Genomic DNA, 24,660 nt, shown 5'->3' with positions numbered 1-24,660 from the left:
GGGTCCGCCGACAAGCACCCCGCGACTGAGGCGCCCCGTAAGGGGCGCGGGGAACTGCGGGGTCCGCCGACAAGCACCCCGCGGCTGAGGCGCCCCGTAAGGGGCGCGGGGAACTGCGCGACCAGCCCCCACCCGCCCGCAGGGGAACCACTTCCCCATGAGGCATGAGGGGTCCGGGGGCGCAGCTCCCGTGGGCGGTGTCCCCGGACCCCGCCGCACGACTACCGGTCCGAGGAGAACCGCACCGCTCCCGCCGGGATCATCGCGTCGCACCACACCCGCGCGCCGTCGCGGAGTTCGTTGTCGGCACCGATGACCGCGCCGTCGCCGATCACCGTGCCGGTGAGGATCGAGCGTTCGCCGACGCGGGCGCGGTTGCCGATCAGGGAGTCGGTGATGACGGCGCCGGGTTCGATCACGGCGCCCGGGAGGATCGTCGAGCCGAAGACCCGCGCGCCCGCCGCCACGAACGCGCCCTCGCCCACCACCGTGCCGCCGGTCAGCTTGGCGTCCGCGGCGACCCGGGCCGTGGGGAGGACGAGGCGGTCGCCGCAGCGCCCGGGGACCGCCGGGGACGGGGCGCGGCCGAGGACGAGGTCCGCCGAGCCGCGGACGAAGGCCGCGGGCGTGCCGAGGTCGAGCCAGTACGTGGAGTCGACCATGCCCTGGAGGTGGGCGCCGGCCGCCAGGAGCTCCGGGAAGGTCTCCCGCTCCACCGACACCGGGCGGCCCGCCGGGATCGTGTCGATGACCGAACGGCGGAAGACGTACGCCCCCGCGTTGATCTGGTCGGTGACGATCTCCTCGGGTGTCTGCGGCTTCTCCAGGAAGGCGAGGACCCTGCCGGTCCCGTCGGTGGGGACGAGGCCGTACGCGCGCGGGTCCGTCACCTTCGTGAGGTGCAGGGAGACGTCGGCGGACGTCGACTCGTGCGTGGCCACCAGGGCGCGGATGTCCAGTCCCGTCAGGATGTCACCGTTGAAGATCAGGACCGGGTCGTCGGGGCCGGAGTGGAGGCGGGCGGCGACGTTGCGGATCGCGCCGCCGGTGCCGAGGGGCTCCTCCTCGGTGACGTACTCGATGTGCAGGCCGAGTGCCGCGCCGTCGCCGAAGTACGGTTCGAAGACCTCCGCCAGGTAGCTCGTCGCGAGGACGATGTGCTCCACGCCCGCCGCTCTGGCTCTGGCCAGTTGGTGCGTCAGGAACGGCACGCCGGCCGCCGGGACCATCGGCTTGGGCGTGTTGACCGTGAGCGGGCGCAGCCGGGTGCCTTTGCCGCCGACCAGGAGGATCGCTTCTGTCACCTGTCGTCTCTGCTTCCTGCCGGGACCGGCCGAACTCTGTGTCGGCCGGCCAGTGTATGCAGACCGTGCGACGGCGCCCTCGACGGCCGCGTGGTGCCACGCGGCATGGCTGTGCGGTTTTCCCCCGACTGCCCCCGACGGCGTCGACCGCCGGCCCCGTACTCAGCGCCCCTGAAGGTGCGCTGAGCTGGTGCGGGCCGAGCCGAGCTTGGCGTAGAGCTTGGCGCCTGGGCAGTCGGTGGCGTACCCGTCCCTGTGGCCGGAGATCACGTTCAGTCGTACGTTCTTCCCCTTTGGGTAGAGATTGCCACCCCCGGACTTCAGATATGTCTTTCCCTTCGGATTGGCCCCGAAGAGCCCGAGTTTCCACGCCGTGAGCTTGGCGATGCCGGTCACGGCGGCCGCGGGCGGCTTGTGCGAACCGAAGGTGCCGATCACCGCGATACCCATGCTGTTGTTGTTGAACCCGAGGGTGTGGGCGCCCCTGACGGCCTTCGCCGCTCCCCCGGCGCGGCCCTCGTAGATGGTTCCGCACTTGTCGACGAGGAAGTTGTAGCCGATGTCCCGCCAGCCCATGCTCACGACGTGGTAGCGGTAGATACTGCGGATGACGGACGGGGCGTCGGAGCAGCGGTAACCGTTGCCGGAGTCGGTGTGGTGGACGAAGGCCGCCTTGACCTTCCCCGTGTAGACGAACCCCTTCTCGCGCAGCGACTCGTCGGCGCCCCAGCCGCGGCGGGTGACGATCCTCGGGCGCGGTCCGATGTGCGGCTTCGCGAGCGGGGCGGTGCCACCGCCGAGTTCGCGGTATTCGCGTTCGGTGTCCGCCCGGCTGAGCGCGGGGATCTCGGTGGCGGCGAAGGAGACGAGGTCCGCGTTGACCGCGGCCGCCGAGTCGACCCCGGTGTCGGTGCGCGGGCTGTCACCGGGCAGGCCCTCGGACGGGGCCTCGTCGCCGGGGTCGACGAGTTCGAGGCGCAGGCCGGCCGGGAGCAGGTCGCGTCCGACGCCGGGGCCGGGGCCGGCCTCGGCGCGTACGCGTACGTCGACTCCGTCCGAGACGCCCACCCACAGGGGCGCGGTGGCACCGTGCACCCGCCCGGAGGAGGCCTCCGCCGTGTCCGGGTCGGCGCCGTGGTCGGCGTTGTGCGTGTCGACGTCCTGCCAGCCCGACCAGCGGCCGGTGGCCGCGGACCGGGTGCGGACCTGGACCTGGCCGCGCAGTGCGGTGCCCGGGTCGTCCCAGCGGACGCCGACGAGCGAGAAGTGCCGTACGCCGGTGCGGTAGAGGCCCTGTTCGGGGACCTGGCCGAGGACACGCTCGCGGGTGCGGGAGGTGAGGGGCAGCGACCGGGTGCTGCCGGACAGGACCGTGGTGGCGGGGCGGGCGGTGGTCGTCGTGGCCCGGTCCGCGGGGGCGGCGACCGCGGACGGCATGTTCAGCACGACCGGCGGGAGGGTGAGGGCCGCCGCGCACGTGACGCCGATCGAGCAAGTCAGGAATCCACGCATGTCCTCGATCTTGAACACGGTCAGATGAAAGTGCCCATCGGGGAACTGACGGTCCGTCGGGAACCGCTACGCCGAACCGGTGGCCCCGCCGGCCGGTGCGGGCGCCGGGCGCGGCGTACGCTTGCGCGGGTGAACGCCACCGATCGCACCCCTGCCGACCTGCTGCGTTCCGCGCTCGCCGCGGATCCCGGACGCCCCCTGGTGACCTTCTACGACGACGCGACGGGCGAGCGCGTCGAATTGTCCGTGGCCACCTTCGCCAATTGGGTGGCGAAGACGGCGAATCTGTTGCAGACCGATCTCGCGGCGGGGCCGGGCGACCGGGTCGCCCTGCTGCTGCCCGCGCACTGGCAGACGGCAGTGTGGCTGCTGGCCTGTTCGTCGGTGGGCGCGATCGCCGACGTGGCCGGGGAGCCGGCGGCGGCCGACGTGGTCGTCAGCGGGCCGGACTCGCTGGAGGCGGCGCGGGCGTGCCGGGGGGAGCGGGTCGCTCTCGCGCTGCGGCCACTGGGCGGCCGGTTCCCGCAGGTTCCGGAGGGGTTCGTCGACTACGCCGTCGAGGTGCCGAGCCAGGGGGACCGGTTCGTGCCGTTCTCCCCGGTGGACCCGGAGGAGCCCGCGCTGATCGTCGCGGGGGCGGAGCTGAGTGGCGCCGAGGTCGTGGAGCGGGCGCTCGGGGACGCGGCGGGTCTGGATCTGACCGGGCCGGGGTCGAGGTTGCTGTCCGGGCTGGGGTACGACACGTGGGAGGGCTTGAGCGCGGGGTTGTACGCGCCGCTCGCGGTGGGGGGGTCGGTGGTGCTGTGCCGGCATCTGGGGGAGCTCGGGGAGGAAGGGGTCGCGAAGCGGATCGAGAGCGAACGGGTTACGGCTTCCGCTCGCTGAGGTGGCGCTTCGGCTGCGGCCGGGTGGGGGCCCTTCGCGCAGTTCCCCGCGCCCCCGAGAAAGCGGGACCGGACACTGGCGTCAGCGGCCGGCCGCCTCCTCGGTGGAACCGCTCACCCGCGTGGACCAGTTACTCCGGCTTCGGCTCTCGTCCCGGGGCACTGTGGAGGAGTGACCGACGTCGTAGGGGCATCCGCCACCGGGTCCGGGCTTGCCCGGCGGCGGCGTCGGCGTTGGGTGCGGGGGGTGTCGGTCGGACTCGGCGTGGTGCTCGTCGGGGCCGTCGGCGGCGGCTGGGCGCTGTACGCGAAGCTGAGTCACAACATCACCGCCGACGAGGCGGCCGAGGCCGAGCTCGCCCGGTACGAGCGGGAGCGGCCCACCGCACTGGTGCGGGGCGCGCAGAACATCCTGCTCATCGGGTCGGACACCCGCGCCGGGGACGGCAACGGCCGCTACGGCAAGGACTCGGGCACCGAACGCTCCGACACGACCATCCTGCTGCACCTCGCCCGCGACCGGCGCAGCGCCACCGCGGTCTCGCTGCCCCGGGACCTGATGGTGCACGTGCCCGGCTGCCTGCGCGCGGACGGGCGGCGCACCGAGCCCTCGTTCACGTTGTTCAACTCGGCCTTCGAGGCGGGTGGTTCGGCCTGCACCATCCGTACCGTCGAGAAGCTCACGGGCATCCGGATCGATCACCATGTCGTCGTCGACTTCAGCGGGTTCAAGGACATGGTCGACGCGATCGACGGGGTGCAGGTGTGCCTGAAGAAGCCGATCGACGACAAGGCGGCGAAGCTGCGGCTGCCCGCCGGGCGGGTCACCCTCGACGGGGAACAGGCGCTGGGGTACGTCCGGGTGCGCAAGTCGCTCGGGGACGGCAGCGACACCGCGCGGATGGACCGCCAGCAGCAGTTTCTCGGGGCGCTCGTCAACAAGGTGCAGACCAGTGACGTACTGCTGAATCCGGCGAAGCTCTACCCGCTGCTGGACGCGGCGACCTCCGCGCTCACCACCGACCCGGAGCTGGCCAGTCTGCGCGGGCTGTACCAGCTGGTCCGGGGGCTGCGCGACGTCCCGACCGATCAGGTGCAGTTCCTCACCGTGCCGCGGGAGCCGTATGTGTACGACTCCAACCGCGACCAGCTGGTGGCGGGCAAGGCCGACGCGCTGTTCGCGCTGCTGCGGGCGGACCGGCCGGTGAAGGTCGTCAGGAAGAGCGCGTCCTCCGCCGGGGACTCCTCGGCGTCCGCGTTTCGCGGCAACACCGCCGCCGAGGACAGGTGCGAGTAAAGCACCCGCCAAGGCGGCGAACTTCCGCGCCGTTCATTGTCAGTTAAATGAGATGGATTGCCCGGTTGTAGGGACGACGAATTTGTCACTGGCGTCACTCGACGCTGAACTGGGCGGATAGTGTGAGCGCTCCGGTGCACCCGGCCGCGAGGTCCGTCCTGGGGTCGCGCACCGCGAAACGTGACCGAGCGCCTTGGTGGGGGGAAGGCGCCGCGTGGCCCCGACGGAGGATTCGGACAACCGTGGACGCGCAAGGCCGTGGGCGGGCGGACAACATCGATCCCGCAGACCAGTGGGTGCTCAATCCGAACACCGGTGAATACGAACTGCGACTGACGCCTTCCGCACCGCAGTCGCCGGTACCCGGACCGCGCAGGCCGGCCTCGCCGGGCGCCGGCGCGGGCGGCTCCCGGGGGACCGCGGGACCGGAGATCCCGGGGCAGCGCAGACGGCGTACCGAGCCCGAGCCGCCGGCGGGGCGGCGCTCGCGGCGGCAGCCGGTGAAGAAGAAGTCGAAGGCCAAGAAGGTCCTGCTGTGGACCGGCGGGACGATGGCCTTCGTGCTGGTCGCCGCCTCGGCCGCCGGCTACCTCTACATCAAGCACCTCAACGACAACATCACGTCCGTCTCCGACGACGGCGCGAGCACCGGTGGCTTCAGCAAGGACAAGGCCATCAACCTGCTGATCATCGGCACCGACAAGCGGACGGGCTCGGGCAACGAGGGCTACGGCGACGCCGGCAGCGTCGGGCACGCCGACACCACGATCCTGCTGCACATCTCCAAGGACCGCTCGAACGCCACCGCGTTGAGCATCCCGCGCGACCTCATCGTCGACGTGCCGGACTGCCAGACGAAGCAGTCGGACGGGAGCGAGAAGGTCATCGCGGGCACCGAGAACGTCCGGTTCAACACCAGCCTCGGCCAGGACGGCCGTACCGCCAGCTGCACCGTGCGCACGGTGACCGAGCTGACCGGCATCCAGGCCGACAACTTCATGGTGGCCGACTTCAACGCGGTCAAGACGCTGACCGACGCGGTCGGCGGGGTCGAGGTGTGTCTCGCCAAGAACATCGACGACTCCGACTCGCACCTGAAGCTGTCCAAGGGCACCCACAACATCTCCGGCGAGACCGCGCTGGCGTTCGTGCGCACCCGGCACTCGGTCGGCTTCGGCGGCGACCTGAGCCGGATCCAGCTCCAGCAGCAGTTCCTGAGCGCCCTGATGCGCAAGCTCAGCTCCAACTCGACGCTCACCAGCCCGACCAAGCTGCTGAAGCTGGCCGAGGTCGGCACCAAGGCGCTCACCGTCGACTCCCAGCTGGACAGCATCGGCAAGCTGAAGGACCTCGGTCTGGAGCTAGGCAAGCTCAACCCGAAGAACCTGACCTTCACCACCATCCCGGTGCTGGACAACCCGGCGGAGAAGGTGAAGGCGACCGTCGTGCTCAACGAGACGAAGGCCCCCGCCGTGTTCCAGGCGATCAAGGACGACGTCTCCTTCACGGCCGTCAAGAAGAAGCAGGCGCAGGCGAGCAAGGACGCTGCCGCCGCCCGCCTGGAGGGCAGCAAGTCCGCGGCCTCCGCGGTGCGGGTGCGGATCCTCAACGGCGGGGCCCCGCCCGGCAGCGCCCAGGAGACCCTCAGCTGGCTGCAGAACCAGGAGGGCGTCCTCAAGTCGGAGAACGCCGGCAACGCGGACGCCGAACTCAGCAGGACCACCCTGGAGTACGCGCCCGACCAGGCCGACCAGGCGCGTGAGCTGGCCAGTCTCATGGGGCTGTCCGGGTCGGCCATGAAGCCCGGCAAGAGCGTGGTCAACTCCCAGGGCCTGCCCGCGATCACCCTGACCCTGGGCAAGGACTTCCAGGGGGCGGGGACCTCCCTCACCACTCCGACGAAGGCGCCGGACGTGGACAGCAAGACGACTGCGGACAAGGTGACCTGCGCCAAGTAGGTCGGCGCGACGGTGAGTTACGTCGCACGTGCGCCAAGTAACAGCGAATTGGCAGGTAACCCTATGGGTCCGTCACGCGTCTAACCGGGCGCGGGGCGGACCCCGTGTGGTCCGTGTGGCGTCCGACGGGGGGCGTGGCGGCGGGCCTGTGCGCGCAGGGCGCAGGGTGGGGAGGGCAGGGCGTTGACGCAGAGCGATGTGCGGGGGGAGGTGCCTGCGGTCGAGGACACGATGTCCCTCGCACCGAAGGCACACAGAGCGCCGAAGGCGCCGGGCGCGCCCGGCGGCACCGGCGGCGGGCGCCGCGAGGGCGGCCCGAACGGCGGCCGGGGAAAGCGCGGCCGGCGGGTGCTGCGCTGGTCGGCGACCGTGCTCTCGGTGGTGATCCTCGGTACGGCCGGCGCCGGTTATCTCTACTACCAGCACCTGAACGGCAACATCCAGAAGGGCGAGCGCGACATCGGCGACGCCAAGGCGCGCAAGACGGCGGCCAACGCGGCCGGTCAGACGCCGCTGAACATCCTGCTGATCGGCTCCGACAGCCGTAACTCCGACGAGAACGTGAAGCTCGGCGGCGCCAAGTACGACCGGGGCAGCCCGCCGCTCGGCGACGTGCAGATGCTGATCCACCTGTCGGCGGACCGGAAGAGCGCGGCGATGGTGAGCATCCCCCGGGACACCCGCGTCGACATACCCAAGTGCACGGACCCGAAGACAGGCAAGGTGTACCCGGCGGCCAACACCATCATCAACGAGTCGCTGGCCCGCGGCGGGGCCGGCTGCACGCTGGCCACCTGGGAGAACCTCACCGGGGTCTACATCGACCACTGGATCACGATCGACTTCGCGGGCGTGGTGAACATGGCGGACGCCGTCGGCGGCGTCGACGTCTGTGTGAAGCAGAACGTGTGGGACCGGCCGACGGCCGCGGTGCCCGGCGGCTCCGGGCTGAAGATGACGGCCGGCACGCACAAGGTGAAGGGCGAGAAGGCCCTGCAGTGGCTGCGCACCCGGCACGCCTGGGGAAGTGACCCGCTGCGGGCCAAGGCCCAGCACATGTACCTGAACTCGATGATCCGGACGCTGAAGGGGCAGAACGTCTTCACCGACACCGGCAGGCTGATGGACCTGGCCGAGGCGGCCACCAAGTCGCTGACGGTCTCCAAGGAGATAGGCACCCCGAAGAAGCTCTACGACCTGGGCATGCAGCTCAAGTCGGTGCCGACGGACCGCATCACCTCGCTCACGATGCCGAACCTCCAGGACCCGCAGAACAAGGACCACCTCGTACCGGACACCGCCAACGCAGACAAGATGTGGCAGATGCTCCGTGACGACGTGGCGTTCGACAAGAACGGCGGCGCCGAGAAGGGCGGGAAGAAGACCACGGCGAGCAGCCGGCCCGCCAAGGAGCCGTCCGTCCCCGCGGGCAGTCTCGGCGTGCAGGTGCGCAACGCCACCGGTACCGCCACCGAGGCCGCGGTCCCCGGCCGGGCCCGGACGCTCGCCCAGGAGCTGGCCGCCAAGGGCTACACCGGGGCGGTGACGGACACCTCGGGGGGCGCGGAGTCGGTGGAGAAGACGGTGGTCCAGTACCCGAGCGCGGACCTGGAGGGCGACGCCCAGGCGGTCGCCAAGGCGCTGGGCATCCCCACGAGCCAGGTCCAGCAGACCACCGATGTGTCAGGGGTCACGCTCGTCGTCGGCGCCGACTGGCGGGAGGGGACGGCGTACCCGAAGCAGGCCGCGCCGAAGGCCGGTGACCTGCCGGACAACACCGACGCGATCAACGGTTCGGACACCAAGCAGTGCATGGACGTGTACGCGCCCTATCGCTGGTAGCGGGAGCCCGCAGATCCGCACAGGCAGGCACAGCTGACTCCTCAACCGCCGCATGACACCGCCGCCACGTCCAGGAGCCCGGGAGTTCCGGGTGTGGTGGCAGGTGTGAGCGGCGGGGCGGACAAGGTGGTGCGCAGCAGTGTGCGGGGGGGGAGGTGTCCGACGTGGTGTCGGTCGAGGACACCAGGGCCGTGCAGGCACGTCGGCCCGGACTGCACCTGGTGAAGTCCGGGCCGCCGGTGCTCAGTTCGTGGCGGAGGAGCTGAGCACCGCGGGCCTGCGGGACGCGATGACCCGCTTCGCCAGCGACCGGGGGCTGGTCAGGAAGCCGTACCCCCACGACATGTGCATCGTGGCGAGGGCGACCGGAATCCGCAGCCGTGCCTTCAGCGGGAGCCCCTTGCCGGCCGGGAGGGACCCGGCGACGATCGCCGCCAGATAGCCGCCCGGGATCACGAGGCCGAACGGGGTGACCAGCGCCCCGACGACGATCCCCGCGGCTATCGCGCACACCGCCACCGGCGGGGCGAGGTAGCGCAGGTTGATGGAGCCCTCGTGGTAGCGGGCGACGACGTGCCGCCAACGGCCGTAGTCCTTGTACTGCTTGGCGAGCGCCTTCACGCTCGGCCGCGGCCGGTACGACACCTTCAGCTCCGGCGAGAACCAGATCAGGCCGCCGGCCTCACGGATCCGGAAGTTCAGCTCCCAGTCCTGGGCGCGGATGAACTCCTCGTTGTAGCCGCCCTGTTGCTCCAGCGCCTCGCGCCGGAAGACACCCAGGTAGACCGTGTCGGCGGGACCGGCCTGCCCACCCGTGTGGAAGGCGGCGTTCCCGACGCCGATCCTCGAGGTCATGGCCGCCGCGACCGCGTGCTCCCAGTCGTTCTCGCCCTCGGCGTGCATGATGCCGCCGACGTTCATCGCGCCGGTCTCCTCCAGGAGCCGCACCGCGGTGGCGATGTAGTTCGGCGAGAGCATGCCGTGGCCGTCGACGCGGACCACGATCGGGTGCCGGGAGGCCTTGATCGCGGCGTTCAGCGCGGCCGGGGTGCGCCCGGTCGGGTTCGGGACGGTGTGCACGCGCGGGTCCTCGGCCACGAGCGCGGCGGCGATCTCGTCCGTGCGGTCCCTGGACGGACCGAGGGCGATGACGACCTCCAGCTCGCCGGCGTACTCCTGCGCGAGGATCGCTTGGACGGCCCCACGCAGATGCCGCTCCTCGTCGAGGACAGGCATGATCACAGAGACTGCGGGGTGCCGCACGTCGGGCTTGGCGTTCATAGGAGGCTCACGTTACCGCGAACGGGGGACACCGGTGCGCGCCGCATCGACGGTACCGCGGGCTGAAGGTCGTATCGGCCTACCGTGCTCACGGATCCCACGTACGGCCTCGTCCGGAGGTGTCCTTTGTCCGCCAGCCCGCCCCGGTCCCCCGCCCGGCCCGCCCCGCCGCAGCGCAGACCGCAGCCCACCCGTCAAACCCCGCGGCCGCCGGTACGACCCGCAAGGCCCCGGCGGCCGCGCTGGGCCATGCGGGCGGTCACCACACTCTCGGTGGTGGTGCTGGCGTCGGCCGGGATCGGACACTCGGTGATGGCCGGCCTGGACGCGGACATCGCCCGGGTCGACCCCTTCAAGGACATGAAGAACCGTCCCGCCGCCGGCCACGGCATGAACGTCCTGCTGGTCGGCACCGACGGCCGCGACAAGATCACCGAACGGGAACGGCGCAAGTACCGGCTGGGCGGGGCGCCCTGCCACTGCACCGACACGATCATGATCGTGCACATCTCGGCGGACCGGGAGCGGGCCACCGTGGTCAGCCTGCCACGCGACTCGTACGCCGAGATCCCGGCCCGTGTGGACGAGACGACGCACCGCACCTACCCGGCCCACCCCATCAAGCTGAACGCGGCCTACGCGGAGGGCGGCCCGCAGCTCACCGTCCGCACGGTCGAGGACATGACCCACCTGAAGATCGACCACTACCTGGAGGTCGACTTCATCACGTTCATGCGGACCGTCGACGTGCTCGGCGGGGTCCAGGTCTGCACCGCCCTGCCGTTGAAGGACTCCTACACCGGCCTGAACCTCTCCCCCGGCACCCACACCCTGGGCGGCGGCCAGGCCCTGCAGTACGTCCGCGCCCGGCACATCGACGCGGCGAGCGACCTGGGCCGGATGAAGCGGCAGCAGCGGTTCCTGGCGGCGCTGATCGAGCGGGCGACGTCGAGCGGGGTGCTGCTCAACCCGATCCGGTTCCGGGACGTGACACGGGCGGTGCTGGGGTCGGTACGGGCGGACACCGGGTTCGGCACGGACGAGCTGCTGGACCTCGGCCGGGCGATGCGCAGCTTCTCCCCGTCCTCGTCGGAGTTCACGACGGTTCCCATCGGGCAGCTGGCCTACCCGGTGAAAGGCATCGGCTCGACGCTGAAGTGGGACCGGGCCGGGTCCGACCGGCTGTTCCGGTCCCTGCGTGATGACCAGCCGCTCGCCCCCGCACCGGCGCCGGCGCCCGCGGCGTCGCCGAAGCCGCAGGGGCCGCCGCCCGCGACGGTGGAGGTGGCGCCGGCCACGATCCGGGTCCAGGTGGAGAACGGCACGGCCACGGCGGGGGTGGCGCGGCGGATGGACGCGGCGCTGGCGGCGACGGGCTTCGCGACGAACCACCGGCCGGTGACGGCCGCCCACCGCGACCTGAAGCGGACGGTCGTCTCCTTCGACCCGCGCTGGGACCGCTCGGCCCGCTCCCTGGCCGCCGCGCTCCCGGGCAGCGAGTTGCGGGCCGTGCCGGGGCTCGGGCCGGTGCTGCGGGTGACGGTGGGGGCGGACTTCAAGGGGGCGGTGCGGAAGGTACGGGTGGACGAGCCGGCACCACAGGGAGCCGCCGCTGTCATCCGGGGGGACGAGAAGGTGTGCTGAGGGTCCTCGGCCGGGTGCGGGTGCGTGGGGGTTGCTCGCGCGGTTCCCCGCCCCCCAAAAAAAGCAGGGGGTTGCGCGGCACCCCCCGCTTTCAGCGGGGCGCGGGGCGACGACGCACCGCCCTAGTCCGCGTACCCCTCCGCCACCCTGCGTTCGCGCAGCTCACGGATCTCCCGGCGCCTCGCCAGCCGGTGTGTGCGCCTGATCTGGGCCTCCTGGTAGCGCCGGCGGTCCCGGTCCGTCTCCGGCAGGACCCGCGGCACCCGGCGCGGCTTGCCGTCCGCGTCGACCGCCGCGAAGACGAGGTAGGCCGAGCCGACCTGGGTGGCCGGGGTCGACTCGTTCCAGCGCTCGGCGAGGACCCGGACCCCCACCTCCATCGACGTCCGGCCGGTCCAGTTGACCTGGGCCTTGACGTGGACGAGGTCGCCGACGCGAACCGGCTCGAGGAACACCATCTCGTCCATGGACGCGGTGACGGCGGGGCCGCCCGAGTGACGGCCGGCGACCGCGCCCGCCGCGTCGTCCACGAGCTTCATGATCACACCGCCGTGCACCGTCCCGAGGAGGTTGGTGTCGCTGTGGGTCATGATGTGGCTCAGCGTGGTCCGGGAGGCGGACGTCGGCTTGCCGGGTATATCGGGTTCCGCCTCGGGGGCCTGGTCTGTCATGGCCCCCACCTTATGCCGAGGCGACAATCGCGGAATTTGTGTCGGGTTCGCAACAGCGGTGCCCTGATTTTCCTACGGCCCTTGTAAGAGACACAGGGGCTGCCTGCACACTGGGGCCCATGAGCGAATGGCCCGAGGGATGGTCGGACGGCAACCGCGGCAACCAATACGGCCGCGGTAGTGCGGGCGCGCAGCCCGAGGGCGCCCGCGTGATGCGCCAGGTACGGCGCGGGGAGCCGTCGGCACCGCCGTACGGCGCCCCGCAGCAGGGCGGCGGGTACCCCGGGGTCCCGCAGCAGCCGTCGTACAACGGCGGGTACGACGACGGTGGCGGGTACGACGGCTACGACAGCGGCTACAACACCGGCCAGGTCTACGGCGGCGGCCCGGGGGGCGATGGCCCTTCCGGCACGCGCGAGCGTGAGCCGCGGCCGGCTCCCAACTGGCGCAAGCGGATCAAGTGGACCGCGATCGTCGTGGTGAGCGTGCTGGTCGTCACATCCGTCGCGACCTACTTCTGGGCCGACTCCAAGCTGCACCGGGACGTCGACCTGTCCAAGGTGATCGACCGGCCCGCGGCGGGCAAGGGCACCAACTACCTGATCGTCGGTTCCGACAGCCGCAAGGGCATGTCGGCCGAGGAGAAGAAGAAGCTGCACACGGGGTCGGCCGAGGGCCAGCGCACCGACTCGATGATGATCCTGCACGTCGGCGACAACGGCGACACCCTGGTCTCGCTGCCCCGTGACTCGGACGTGGAGATCCCCTCCTACAAGGGGTCGACGTCCGGCAAGGTCTACCCGAACACCGGCCGTCACACGAAGCTCAACGCGGCCTACGCCGAGGACGGCCCGACCCTCCTCGTCCGCACGGTCGAGTACAACACCGGCCTGCACATCGACCACTACGTGGAGATCGGCTTCGCCGGTTTCGCCGACATAGTGGACGCGGTCGGCGGTGTCACGATCACCATCGACCAGGGCTTCAAGGACAGCTACTCGGGCGCGAACTTCAAGGCGGGCAAACAGACCCTGAACGGCGAGGAGGCGCTGGCCTTCGTCCGTACCCGGCACGCCTTCGCCGCGTCCGACCTGCAGCGCACCAAGAACCAGCAGAAGTTCCTGGCGGCCCTGGCCCACCAGGTGGCCACCCCGTCGACGATCCTGAACCCCTTCAAGCTCTACCCCACCCTCGGCGCGGGACTGGACTCCCTCACCGTCGACAAGGACATGAGCCTGTGGGACCTGGCGTCGATGTTCTTCGCGATGAAGGGCGTCAACGGCGGCGACGGCACCTCGATGAACATGCCGGTCTCCGGCTCCACCGGCGGCAACCTCGTCTGGGACAAGGCGAAGGTGAAGACGCTGGTCGACGAGCTGAAGAACGACCAGAAGGTCACCGTCAGCGGCAACTAGGCCGGGGCGGCGGCAGCACATGGGGAAGGGCCTGGCGCCCTTCCCCATCGCCGTACTCGGTCGCGACGAGCGTCACATGGCCATGGTCGCCATGGAGCGGCACATCTCGGCGCAGCGGCGACACGCCTCCGCGCAGCGCTTCATCTGCGGGTCGTCGGGCATGGACATACACGCCTCGGCACACATGTCACACGCTTTGGCACACATCGCACACATCTCGGGCGAGAGCGGCGAACGCCGCATCATCATGTCGGCGCACATACGGGTCGCCTCGGAGCAGTCCATGAGCGCGCGCATGATGCGCATGTGGGCCTGGCCGCCCTCCATCGACATGCAGGAGCTCAGGGTCTCCTCGCACATCGTGTGGGTGGCCATGCACGTGTTGACGCACTCCTGCATCTGCTTGGACATGGCCGTCATGGGTCCGGTCTGGGTCATGGCTCCTCCAGGGGGTGGGCGGGGTTCCAGGGGGTCCCCGTGTGCTTCCCGTCCTAAGCCCGACCGTCGGGTAGTGCCAGTCGAGTGCGCCGGACGGAACAGACGCCCCGAGGGGTGAGCCGTACCGGTCGTGGAGTCCTCGATGCTCCGGAATCGGCCCCCGGCAAAGAGGCCTTGGGCAGCCGGCCCCGCCAGGCCGAGACCGACCGCGCCGGCCGGCCATCCACCGCTGAGCACGAAGACCTCGGACAACTCCGCGAGAACGACGCACAGTCGAAGCGGGCGAACGAGATCTGAAGGCCGCCTCGGTGTCCTTGCCCAGGAGACCGACCATCCCTGGACAGGGCCGATCAGGCGATCGACCGCCTGGGTGACAGGGGTCTCGGGACCCGCGTACGACAACAGCCCCCGGCGTCATGCCGGAGGCTGTGTTGTCTGTGCGGGCCAGTCGCCGTTTCAGCCCGGCATCCGGCCAGGAATCCCTCAGCATGGTCCTGGCAACGGCCTTGGTCAGGCCGCGACAGGCAGGAAGCCGAGGAGGCCCCTGCGGACCATCGAAGCGCTTTTGACCTGCAAAAATCCAGCTACGGAAGGTTCCTCGCCATCACGATGCGCTGAACTTGGTTGGTGCCTTCATAGATCTGGGTGATCTTCGCGTCGCGCATCATGCGCTCGACCGGGTAGTCGCGGGTGTAGCCGTAGCCGCCGAGGAGCTGGACGGCGTCCGTGGTGACCTCCATGGCGACGTCGGAGGCGAAGCACTTGGCCGCCGCGCCCTGGAAGGTGAGGTCGGCGTCGCCGCGCTCGGAGGCGGCCGCGGCCTGGTAGGTGAGGGCACGGGCGGCGGCGATCTTCATGGCCATGTCGGCGAGCATGAACTGGATGCCCTGGAAGTCGGCGATCGGCTTGCCGAACTGCTTGCGCTCCTGGACGTAGCCCTTGGCGTAGTCGAGGGCGCCCTGGGCGACGCCGAGGGCCTGGGCGGCGATGGTGATGCGGGTGTGGTCGAGGGTCTTCATCGCGGTGGCGAAGCCGGTGCCCTCGGCGCCGATCATGCGGTCGGCGGGGATGCGGACGTTGTCGAAGTAGACCTCGCGGGTCGGCGAGCCCTTGATGCCGAGCTTCTTCTCCGGAGCGCCGAAGGAGACGCCCTCGTCGGACTTCTCGACCACGAAGGCGGAGATGCCCTTGGAGCGCTTCTCGGGGTCGGTGACGGCCATCACCGTGTAGTACTCGGAGACGCCCGCGTTCGTGATCCAGCGCTTCACGCCGTTGAGGACGTAGTGGTCGCCGTCGCGGACCGCCTTCGTCTTCATGCCGGCCGCGTCGGAGCCCGCCTCCGGCTCGGAGAGGCAGTACGAGAACATCGCGTCGCCCTTGGCCAGCGGCGTGAGGTACTTCTTCTTCAGGTCCTCGGAGCCGGAGAGGATCACCGGGAGCGAGCCCAGCTTGTTCACGGCCGGGATGAGGGAGGAGGAGACGCAGGCGCGGGCGACCTCCTCGATCACGATGACCGTGGCGAGCGCGTCGGCACCGGCCCCGCCGTACTCCTCGGGGACGTGCACGGCCTGGAGCTCGTTGGCGACCAGGGCGTCGAGCGCCTCCTGGGGGAAGCGGGCCTCCTCGTCGACCGCGGCGGCGTAGGGGGCGATCTTCGCCTCGACCAGCGCGCGAACGACGTCCCGGAGCATGTCGTGCTCCTCGGACGGGCGGTACAGGTCGAAGTCAGCCGATCCGGCCAAGGTCTCTCACTCCAGACGCAGTGGTGCTGACGCTAATTACTGTTAAGTAACTCAAAGTTTAGAGCGCGGCCCACGGAACGGTGACGTGAGGTACGCGACAGCGGGAAAGTTGCCCGCGAGGGGGCCCGGTTATGCTCGGCCCCGCAGCAGCACCAACATCCCCGAGCTGGAGCATTCCATGAGCCTCAAGATCACCGTGATCGGCACCGGCTATCTCGGCGCCACGCATGCCGCGGCCATGGCGGAGCTCGGCTTCGAGGTGCTCGGGCTCGACGTCGTACCCGAGAAGATCGCGATGCTGGAGCGCGGCGAGACCCCGATGTACGAGCCGGGGCTCGACGAGCTGCTGCGCCGGCACGTGGCGGGCTTCGAGGGCTCCTCCGGGCGGCTGCGCTTCACCACCGACTGGGCCGAGGTGGGCGCGTTCGGCGACGTCCACTTCGTCTGCGTGAACACCCCGCAGAAGCACGGCGAGTACGCCTGCGACATGTCGTACGTGGACTCCGCGATCGCGTCGCTGGCCCCGCATCTGACCGGGCCCGCGCTCGTCGTCGGCAAGTCGACCGTGCCGGTCGGCTCGGCGGAGCGGCTGGCCGCCTACCTCGCCGAGAACGCGCCGGCCGGCGCCGAGGCCGAGCTGGCCTGGAACCCGGAGTTCCTGCGCGAGGGCTTCGCCGTCCAGGACACCCTGCACCCGGACCGGATCGTGGTCGGCGTGCACAGCGAACGCGCCGAGAAGCTGCTGCGCGAGGTGTACGCGACGCCGGTCGGCGAGGGTACGCCGTTCGTGGTGACGGACTTCCCGACGGCCGAGCTGGTGAAGACCTCCGCGAACTCCTTCCTGGCCACGAAGATCTCCTTCATCAACGCGATGGCCGAGGTGTGCGAGGCCGCGGGCGGGGACGTGGCCAGGCTGGCGGAGGCGATCGGGTACGACGACCGGATCGGGCGGAAGTTCCTGCGTGCCGGGATCGGGTTCGGCGGCGGCTGCCTGCCGAAGGACATCCGCGCCTTCATGGCCCGTGCGGGTGAGCTGGGCGCCGACCAGGCGCTGACCTTCCTGCGCGAGATCGACTCCATCAACATGCGGCGCCGCGGCCAGATGGTCGAGATGGCCCGGGAGGCGCTGGGTGGCGGGTCCTTCCTCGGGAAGCGGGTCGCTGTGCTCGGCGCGACGTTCAAGCCGGACTCGGACGACGTCCGGGACTCGCCCGCGCTGAACGTGGCCGGTCAGATCCATCTGCAGGGCGGCCAGGTGACGGTGTACGACCCGAAGGGGATGGCCAACGCGGGGCGGCTGTTCCCGACCCTTGGCTACGCCGGTAGCGCCGAGGAGTGTGTGCGGGGGGCCGATGTGGTGCTGCACCTCACCGAGTGGCGGGAGTTCAGGGAGCTGGATCCGGCGGCGCTGGGAGAGGTGGCCGCGGCGAAGGTGATCCTCGACGGGCGGAACGCGCTGGAGCCGGAGCTCTGGCGGCGGGCCGGGTGGACGTATCGCGCGATGGGGCGTCCGACCGCCTGAGACCGCGGGTGCGCGACGACACCGGTTCGGCCGAGGCTCAGTCGGCCGAACCGGTGTCTTGTTGCATTCTGCATCACGCGGCACGTGCGTATCCGGTGAACCGGGCTGCGGGCGGGAGACAAGTCCGTGTCCCGGCGAACCGCGCCAAGATCCCGAAACCGGCCGAACCGACGCATTCGCCGCGTCGATCTCCCACTGCCGTTGTGGAGTCGATCACGGGACACGTCGCATGAGGACTGCTTCCGGTGGGGCGGTCGCCTACACCCACCCCTAGGGCGCGAGGAACTCGGCCAGCGGGAAGGAACGATGGCGGCGCGGCGGAACCAGGTAGTTCTGCCGGTGGGTCGTGTTCAGGACCGAGTTGATGCCGGCGTGGGTGCTGCGCGGCGAGACGGGGAGCGCCGTGTCGGGATAGTGACCGTCCATGGCGAGCCGCACGGCGTTGAAGACTCCGATCGTCGGCTGGAACATGATGAAGTGCAGTCCCGCCGCCGGCTTGGTGCTGTAGCGGTCGCCCGCCGGATCGGACGTGTAGTGGAACGGGTTGTCCAGCGTGTCGAAGTCGCCGCGCACCGGAATGGTGGTCCCCGAGGGATATGACTTCCCGTAGTTGGTGGTCTCCCGCCTGAGGGTGCTGTCCACCGGCGACATGCTCCCGGTGTGGCCGAAGGAGTGGTACCGGTCGACCCCTTCCGCCACCTGGGCCTCGGTCGGCCCCGGCGGTTGCAGGGCGAACGTACCCGGCGCGGGCGCGGGCTTGAGGCCCGGTTGGAGCATCGCCCGGACGCGGTCCGCGTACTGGGGATAGTTCTTCTCGTACCAGGTCTCCAAGTCCTGGAACAGGTGCGAGAGATGCATGGTGGTGCCCTGTTTGAAGTAGCCGTTGGGCCATTGGTCGGTGAAGCCGGGCAGGGTCTCCAGACTCGGGATGTTGTCGGGTCCCATGTTCGACACCAGGGTGGTGGCGAAGCCCAGGAAGCCCTGCGACTGCCGGGGAATCGACTGCGCGCCGGGGATGTTCGCCGCCAGCGCCAGCTTGCTCGGCAGGCCCTGCTGCCCGTAGAAGCCGCCCCCGGAGAAGCCCTGGCGGATGCTGGTCACCTTGAACAGGCTGCCCGCCTGATCGCTTCCGGACCCGAAGATCGCGTCGGTGGCCGCCTCGATATTGGCGAGCTTGTCGCCGCGGAGCAGCACCGCCACGTCATTCTGTTCCAGGCGGACCGGCCCGAAGCCGGGCGGAGGCTGGTCGCTGGGAAATGTCCTGGCGTCCTGCAATGCGTAGACGGTACGCCCCTCCGACTTGGAGGTCATCAGATCGACCGGCAGATAGGCCGGGTAACGCGTTCCCGCCTTGAAGAAGTCCGACCCCTTGCCCAGGGCCGGGATGTAGTGGTGGAAATAGGGAATCCCCCAGGCCACCGTGACGCCCACTCCGGTCGGATCGGACGGATATTCACGTTCCAGGGCCACGAGGGCGGATTCGAGATGGTGCTGCGCCTCCTGCAAGGCCTTGGCATTCGCCGGAACGTTCAGCTTCGCGGTGACGACATGATCGTGCAGGGCCGGCACCCGGACCGCGATGGTTCCCTTGCTGCTCTGCACGGCCGAGTCGTCGACCATGATCACCTGCTCGTTCGGCAGGATGTACTGCTCCTGGATGGGCGGACCAGCGGGAGCGGCCCGGCGGTCCGGCGGTTCCGCGATCGCGTCGATCATCTTGTAGATGCCGGCGGATGCCAGAGCGGCACCGAAAGTTCCCGCCGTCCCCTGGAGAAGGCGTCGCCTGTTCAAGGCTCTTCGCGATCCCCCCGCACGCTCATCGTCGTTTCCGCCTGTCATGATTCCCTCACTGTGGGACAGGTGTCAGCCGCCGTCCGGCATCGAATTACCGGTCCGCCCGAATGGCCGTGATCTGTTTCCCGCCACGACATGAACGGGAGAGGTCGGTGGTCAATTACTGGGACGCACCGCCCGATTGCTTTCGCCTTCGAGCCGCCACGATATAAGCACACGAGCCCCCGGGCCCTCGAAGCCAACACGCCGCCGGGTCCTCGAGGCCGACCCGTTCCGGCGCTACCGGAAACCAACTCCCAACAGAACGGCGCCCGTCGGATTGGGCGTGCCGAACTTGGTTAGGAAGTCCTTGAGACAGCTCCCGCCTCAAGGAGGAAGTCATGGCTCTCGCCAAGCTCGGCGTCGTCGTCCTGGACTGCCCCGACCCGTCCGCACTGGCCGGTTTCTACGCCGGCGTGCTGGGTGGCACCGTCGAGGGGGACGGGGACTGGGTGGACCTGGCGCTGCCCGGCGGCCAGGCGCTGGCGTTCCAGAAGGCACCCGGATTCGTGGCGCCGCGGTGGCCCACGCCCGACGACTCGCAGCAGTTCCACCTGGACCTGATGGTGGACGACCTGGACGCGGCCGAGAAGGGGGTGCTGGAACTGGGCGCGAAGCCGCTGGACACGGCAGACCGGGAGCGCACCTTCCGGGTGTACGCCGACCCGGCTGGGCACCCGTTCTGTCTCTGCGCCTGCTGACCCGTCCCTGAGCCCGCCGACTGTCCCTGTGCCCGCCGACCGAGGAGGATCCGTGGCATCCATCGCCCGCCTGCGCAACGTGGTGCTCGACTGTCCCGACCCGCACGCGCTGGCCGCCTTCTACGCGGCCGTCGCCGGCGGTTCCCCGGTGGTCGAGGAGGAGGACTGGGTCGTGCTGCGGCTGCCGGACGGGCTGCGGCTGTGCTTCCAGCTGGCGGAGGGGTACACCCCGCCCGAGTGGCCGCGCGCCGACCACGGCTCCCAGCAGTGCCATCTCGACTTCGACGCGGGGCCGGCCTGGGAGGACGTCGACGCGGCGGAGAAGAAGGTGCTGGCCCTCGGGGCGCGGCTGCTGCGGCGGGAGGAGGACCCGGTGGCGGAGGACTTCCGGGTGTTCGCCGACCCGGCCGGGCATCCCTTCTGCCTCTGCCGGATCGGCTGATCAGGCCTCGGTGTCGGCCGGGCGAGGCGGGTTCGGGTCCCTGCGGCGCTGGGTCGCACGTGCGGTGAAGTCGGCGCGGCGCAGGGCCCGCTGAACGTTTCCCCAGGTCAGCAGGGACAGTTCGGTCTCCGACCAGCCGCGGCGGAGCAGTTCGGCGACCAGGAGGGGGTAGCGGGAGGTGTCGTCGAGGTCGCGGGGGTGGGCGGCACCGGAGTCGAACGTGCCGGACAGGGCGACGCACTCGGGGCCCGCGACCATGCGGACGTGGTCGAGGTGGTCGGCGACGTCCGGGAGGGCCGGCCCGGTCTGCTCGGCGCTCAGCGGCACCATGCACACGCCCTTGTGCTCCCCCAGCTGCCCGAGCAGCTCGTCGGAGAGGTTGGCGGGGTGCGGGCGTACGGCCGCGGCGGCGGAGCGGGTGCACAGGACCGGCGTCTTGGAGAGCGCCAGCGCCCGGGCGAGGGCGGCCTCCGGGGCGCCGGACAGGTCGGCGAGCACCCCGAGCCGGTTCATCTCCCGGACCACCTCCTCGCCGAACCGGCTCAGCCCCGACTCGCCCGCCCAGACGGCACCGGCCAGGGAGAGCACGCGCAGGCCCAGGGACTGCAGGACGCGCAGGATGCCGAGGGAGTCGCCGACGGCGGCCGCGGAGGCGGGGCCGAGGACGACGGCGACCCGGCCGCAGTTGCGGGCGTCGATGACCTGCCCGGCGGTGCGCACCAGCCGGAGCCCCTCCGGGTGCATCTCGACCACCCGGCGCACCAGGTCCAGCTGCTCCAGGGTGGCCCCGACGGCCCGGTCGCCCCACTCCCGCGCCGGCAGGTCCAGCGACCAGAACAGCGCGCCCACGTGCCCCTCGCGCAGCCGGGGCACGTCCGTGGCCACGGCCGTCTCGCCCAGCTCCAGGTCGTACCAGGGCAGCGCCCCCAGCGCCCGGGGCAGCCCGCAGTAGCCGTCCGCGACCGGATGCGCCTCCAGCAGCGCGTGGGCCCGCTCCAGGAACGCGGCGCCGGACTCCATCGGGAACGGGTCGTCCGGGAGGCGGTCCTCCCTGCCGACCTCGGTCGTGGTGTGGATGTCGTGCTGGAGGTCGGCCATGAAGGGCTCCGTACGTCGTCGTGAGCTACGTCGTGAAGGGGCTGTAGCTCACCGTCGCACGCCCGACCGGGAGGGTTCCTGGTGGACGGGGCGTTCGGGGGTACGCCCCGAACGCCCGGCCCGTCCGACCGGCTTCCGCCGGGTCAGCCGTCCAGGTCGGAGATGGTCGCGTGGGACGGTCCCCGCGTCTCCTGGAGGCCGCGGGCCACGTCCTCCGCCGCGCCCAGCACCCGGACCGCGTTCTGCCAGGTCAGCTTGGCCAGGTCGGACCTGGACCAGCCGCGGTCCAGCAGCTCGGCGACGAGGTTGGGGTAGCCGGAGACGTCGTTCAGGCCGTCGGGGGTGAAGGCGGTGCCGTCGTAGTCGCCGCCGATGCCGAGGTGGTCGATGCCGGCGGCCTCGCGCATGTGGTCGAGGTGGTCGGCGATCGTGGCGGTGGTGGCGACCGGGCGGGGGTGGCTCTCCTCGAAGGCCCGGTGGATCTTCATCGCGTCCTCGGTGGTGTCGAGGTGGTGGAAGCCGTGGGCGCGCATGTTGTCGTCGGCCGCTGCCGTCCAGTCGACCGCCGCCTGGAGCACGAACTTCGGCACGAACGTCACCATCGCCATGCCGCCGTTGCCGGGGAGGCGTTCGAGGACGTCGTCCGGGATGTTGCGGGGGTGGTCGCAGACGGCCCGGGCGGAGGAGTGGGAGAAGATCACCGGGGCGGCGGTGGTGTCCAGGGCGGCGTGCATGGTCGTGGCCGCCACGTGGGAGAGGTCGACCAGCATGCCCAGCCGGTTCATCTCCCGCACGACCTCGCGGCCGAAGGCCGACAGGCCGCCGACGTTCGGCTCGTCGGTCGCCGAGTCCGCCCAGTCGTTGTTGTCGTTGTGGGTGAGCGTCATGTAGCGCACGCCCAGCTCGTACAGGCCGCGCAGGGTGCCCAGCGAGTTGTCGATGGAGTGACCGCCCTCCGCGCCCATCAGGGAGGCGATACGGCCCTCGGCGCGCGCCGCCTCCATGTCGGCGGCGGTCAGCGCGGCCCGCAGGTCGGCCGGGTAACGGGCGATCAGCTGCCGTACGCAGTCGATCTGTTCGAGGGTCGCCGGGACCGCGCCCGGCAGGTCCGAACGGACGTACACCGACCAGTACTGCGCACCGACCCCGCCCTCCCGCAGCCGCGGGATGTCGGTGTGCAGGTGGGCGTTCTGGTGGACGGCGATGTCGCGGGCGTCGAGGTCGTAGCGGACCTGCTCGCGCAGTGCGTACGGCAGGTCGTTGTGGCCGTCGACGACCGGGAACTCGCGCAGCAGGGACCGGGCTTCATCGAGGGACGTCATTGCGTGTTACTTCCCGGAGTCCTACTTGCCGAAGCCGAAGCCGCTCGGTCCCTCGACCTTGGCCCGTAGCCGCTTGCCCTTCTCGGTGGCCTGGTCGTTGAGGTCCTGCTGGAAGTCGCGCATCTTCTGCAGCAGGTCCTCGTCGTGGGCGGCCAGGATGCGGGCGGCCAGCAGGCCCGCGTTGCGGGCACCGGCGACGGAGACGGTGGCGACCGGGACGCCGGCCGGCATCTGCACGATGGACAGGAGGCTGTCCATGCCGTCGAGGTACTTCAGCGGGACGGGCACGCCGATGACCGGGAGCGGGGTGACGGAGGCGAGCATGCCCGGGAGGTGGGCCGCTCCCCCGGCACCCGCGATGATCACCTTGAGGCCGCGCTCGGCGGCCTGCTCTCCGTAGGTCACCATCTCGCGCGGCATGCGGTGCGCGGAGACGACGTCCACCTCGTACGCGATCTCGAACTCGTCGAGGGCCTTGGCGGCGGCCTCCATGACGGGCCAGTCGGAGTCCGAACCCATGACGATGCCAACAAGGGGGCTCATTCGGTGATCGTGCCTCTCAGGTAGCCGGCAGCGTGACGTGCGCGCTCGAGAACGTCGTCCAGGTCGTCGCCGTAGGTGTTGACGTGGCCGACCTTGCGGCCGGGCTTCACGTCCTTGCCGTACATGTGGATCTTCAGTTTGGGGTCGCGGGCCATGCAGTGCAGGTACGCGGAGTACATGTCCGGGTAGTCGCCGCCCAGGACGTTGACCATGACCGTCCAGCGGGCGCGCGGGCGCGGGTCGCCGAGGGGCAGGTCGAGGACGGCCCGCACGTGGTTGGCGAACTGGCTGGTGATCGCCCCGTCCTGGCTCCAGTGGCCGGAGTTGTGCGGGCGCATCGCCAGTTCGTTGACGAGGATGCGGCCGTCGCGGGTCTGGAACAGCTCGACGGCCAGGTGGCCGACCACGCCCAGTTCCTTGGCGATCCGCAGGGCCATCTCCTCGGCCTGCAGGGCGAGGGACTCGTCCAGGTCGGGAGCGGGCGCGATCACGGTGTCGCACACGCCGTTGACCTGCTGCGACTCCACCACCGGGTAGGCGACGGCCTGGCCGTGCGGGGAGCGTACGACGTTGGCGGCCAGCTCGCGGACGTAGTCGACCTTCTCCTCGGCGAGGACCGGCACGCCGGCCCGGAAGGGGTCGGTGGCCTCCTCTGCGGTCTCGACGACCCACACGCCCTTGCCGTCGTAGCCTCCGCGCACGGTCTTCAGGACGACGGGGAAGCCGTCGCCCTCGGCCGCGAACCGGACCACGTCCTCCTGGTCGGTCACGATCCGGTGCCGCGGGCACGGCACGCCGATCTCCGTGAGCTTCGCCCGCATCACGCCCTTGTCCTGGGCGTGCACCAGCGCCTCCGGGCCGGGGCGCACGGGGATGCCGTCCGCCTCCAGGGCCCGCAGGTGCTCGGTCGGCACGTGCTCGTGGTCGAAGGTGATCACGTCGCAGTCGCGCGCGAACGCACGCAGCGTGTCCAGGTCGCGGTAGTCGCCGACGACGACATCGCTCACCACCTGGGCCGCGGAATCCTGGGGGGTGTCACTGAGGAGCTTGAACCTGATGCCCAGCGGGATGCCCGCCTCGTGCGTCATACGCGCGAGCTGACCCCCGCCGACCATGCCGACTACCGGGAACGTCACGCCCCTAGGGTATCGGCCACTTCGGGGTGGCCCGTTTCCGAGCCCGCGACCAGTGCTCTTACCCGCCGCTTCGGC

20 protein-coding genes are annotated in these 24,660 nt (G+C 70.7%); 9 read left to right on the top strand and 11 right to left on the bottom strand.

Annotation, left to right across the window (positions count from 1 at the left end; translation table 11 throughout):
* Positions 1-221: 221 nt before the first annotated feature.
* Positions 222-1,304, bottom strand: coding sequence for a mannose-1-phosphate guanylyltransferase (locus tag BLW82_RS25800; protein WP_093502190.1), 1,083 nt, complete (start codon positions 1,302-1,304; stop codon positions 222-224).
* Positions 1,305-1,466: 162 nt separating this feature from the next.
* Complete coding sequence (locus BLW82_RS25795) at positions 1,467-2,816, bottom strand: peptidoglycan recognition protein family protein (protein ID WP_093508263.1); 1,350 nt, start codon at positions 2,814-2,816, stop codon at positions 1,467-1,469.
* Positions 2,817-2,945: 129 nt separating this feature from the next.
* Here BLW82_RS25795 and BLW82_RS25790 point away from each other — a divergent pair, with 129 nt between their 5' ends.
* From BLW82_RS25790 to BLW82_RS25775, 4 genes are all read left to right on the top strand, one after another.
* Positions 2,946-3,701, top strand: a complete 756-nt coding sequence (locus tag BLW82_RS25790; RefSeq protein WP_093502188.1) for a TIGR03089 family protein — start codon at positions 2,946-2,948, stop codon at positions 3,699-3,701.
* Positions 3,702-3,872: 171 nt separating this feature from the next.
* A complete protein-coding gene (locus BLW82_RS25785; RefSeq protein WP_256215955.1) occupies positions 3,873-4,997 on the top strand; it encodes an LCP family protein in 1,125 nt (374 codons plus the stop codon).
* 242 nt (positions 4,998-5,239) lie between these two features.
* Positions 5,240-6,955, top strand: coding sequence for an LCP family protein (locus BLW82_RS25780; RefSeq protein ID WP_093502184.1), 1,716 nt, complete (start codon positions 5,240-5,242; stop codon positions 6,953-6,955).
* A gap of 231 nt (positions 6,956-7,186) precedes the next feature.
* Positions 7,187-8,797: an LCP family protein gene (locus BLW82_RS25775; RefSeq protein WP_093502182.1), complete on the top strand. Its 1,611-nt coding sequence runs from the start codon at positions 7,187-7,189 to the stop codon at positions 8,795-8,797.
* A gap of 243 nt (positions 8,798-9,040) precedes the next feature.
* On the opposite strand, the gene BLW82_RS25770 is transcribed toward BLW82_RS25775, so the two are convergent.
* Positions 9,041-10,078 (bottom strand): glycosyltransferase family 2 protein, encoded by a 1,038-nt coding sequence (locus BLW82_RS25770; protein ID WP_093502180.1) that lies wholly within the window; start codon positions 10,076-10,078, stop codon positions 9,041-9,043.
* 249 nt (positions 10,079-10,327) lie between these two features.
* Here BLW82_RS25770 and BLW82_RS25765 point away from each other — a divergent pair, with 249 nt between their 5' ends.
* Positions 10,328-11,722: an LCP family protein gene (locus tag BLW82_RS25765; protein WP_177233067.1), complete on the top strand. Its 1,395-nt coding sequence runs from the start codon at positions 10,328-10,330 to the stop codon at positions 11,720-11,722.
* A gap of 122 nt (positions 11,723-11,844) precedes the next feature.
* On the opposite strand, the gene BLW82_RS25760 is transcribed toward BLW82_RS25765, so the two are convergent.
* Positions 11,845-12,393 (bottom strand): acyl-CoA thioesterase, encoded by a 549-nt coding sequence (locus BLW82_RS25760; RefSeq protein WP_177233066.1) that lies wholly within the window; start codon positions 12,391-12,393, stop codon positions 11,845-11,847.
* Positions 12,394-12,512: 119 nt separating this feature from the next.
* On the opposite strand from BLW82_RS25760, the gene BLW82_RS25755 reads away from it, so the two are divergent.
* Positions 12,513-13,808, top strand: coding sequence for an LCP family protein (locus tag BLW82_RS25755; protein ID WP_093502174.1), 1,296 nt, complete (start codon positions 12,513-12,515; stop codon positions 13,806-13,808).
* A gap of 72 nt (positions 13,809-13,880) precedes the next feature.
* On the opposite strand, the gene BLW82_RS25750 is transcribed toward BLW82_RS25755, so the two are convergent.
* Entirely contained in the window at positions 13,881-14,246 is a 366-nt protein-coding gene (locus BLW82_RS25750) for a four-helix bundle copper-binding protein (RefSeq protein ID WP_093502172.1), read from the bottom strand.
* A gap of 584 nt (positions 14,247-14,830) precedes the next feature.
* Positions 14,831-15,988, bottom strand: a complete 1,158-nt coding sequence (locus BLW82_RS25745; RefSeq protein ID WP_093502170.1) for an acyl-CoA dehydrogenase — start codon at positions 15,986-15,988, stop codon at positions 14,831-14,833.
* A gap of 178 nt (positions 15,989-16,166) precedes the next feature.
* Between BLW82_RS25745 and BLW82_RS25740 the strand changes: the two genes are divergently transcribed.
* Complete coding sequence (locus tag BLW82_RS25740; protein ID WP_093502168.1) at positions 16,167-17,510, top strand: UDP-glucose dehydrogenase family protein; 1,344 nt, start codon at positions 16,167-16,169, stop codon at positions 17,508-17,510.
* Between the two features lie 270 nt (positions 17,511-17,780).
* On the opposite strand, the gene BLW82_RS25735 is transcribed toward BLW82_RS25740, so the two are convergent.
* Positions 17,781-19,226, bottom strand: coding sequence for a DUF7405 family protein (locus BLW82_RS25735; RefSeq protein WP_218162382.1), 1,446 nt, complete (start codon positions 19,224-19,226; stop codon positions 17,781-17,783).
* 458 nt (positions 19,227-19,684) lie between these two features.
* On the opposite strand from BLW82_RS25735, the gene BLW82_RS25730 reads away from it, so the two are divergent.
* Both BLW82_RS25730 and BLW82_RS25725 read left to right on the top strand, forming a co-directional pair.
* On the top strand, positions 19,685-20,044 hold the full coding sequence (locus BLW82_RS25730) for a VOC family protein (RefSeq protein WP_093502164.1): 360 nt from the start codon (positions 19,685-19,687) through the stop codon (positions 20,042-20,044).
* A gap of 52 nt (positions 20,045-20,096) precedes the next feature.
* Positions 20,097-20,486, top strand: coding sequence for a VOC family protein (locus BLW82_RS25725; protein WP_093502162.1), 390 nt, complete (start codon positions 20,097-20,099; stop codon positions 20,484-20,486).
* Here the strand turns inward: BLW82_RS25725 and BLW82_RS25720 are convergent, their stop codons facing one another.
* From BLW82_RS25720 to BLW82_RS25705, 4 genes are all read right to left on the bottom strand, one after another.
* Entirely contained in the window at positions 20,487-21,584 is a 1,098-nt protein-coding gene (locus BLW82_RS25720) for a dipeptidase (protein ID WP_093502160.1), read from the bottom strand.
* Between the two features lie 143 nt (positions 21,585-21,727).
* Complete coding sequence (locus BLW82_RS25715) at positions 21,728-22,906, bottom strand: dipeptidase (protein WP_093502158.1); 1,179 nt, start codon at positions 22,904-22,906, stop codon at positions 21,728-21,730.
* Between the two features lie 21 nt (positions 22,907-22,927).
* Positions 22,928-23,449: a 5-(carboxyamino)imidazole ribonucleotide mutase gene (gene purE / locus BLW82_RS25710; protein ID WP_093502156.1), complete on the bottom strand. Its 522-nt coding sequence runs from the start codon at positions 23,447-23,449 to the stop codon at positions 22,928-22,930.
* Complete coding sequence (locus BLW82_RS25705) at positions 23,446-24,585, bottom strand: 5-(carboxyamino)imidazole ribonucleotide synthase (protein WP_093502154.1); 1,140 nt, start codon at positions 24,583-24,585, stop codon at positions 23,446-23,448. The genes purE and BLW82_RS25705 overlap by 4 nt, the downstream gene beginning before the upstream one ends.
* Positions 24,586-24,660 lie beyond the last annotated feature (75 nt).

The sequence above is a fragment of the Streptomyces sp. Ag109_O5-10 genome (assembly GCF_900105755.1).
In the GTDB taxonomy this organism is placed as follows: domain Bacteria; phylum Actinomycetota; class Actinomycetes; order Streptomycetales; family Streptomycetaceae; genus Streptomyces.
Note: the sequence above shows the minus strand (reverse complement) of the source record. Positions and strands in the feature narration are given on the sequence as shown.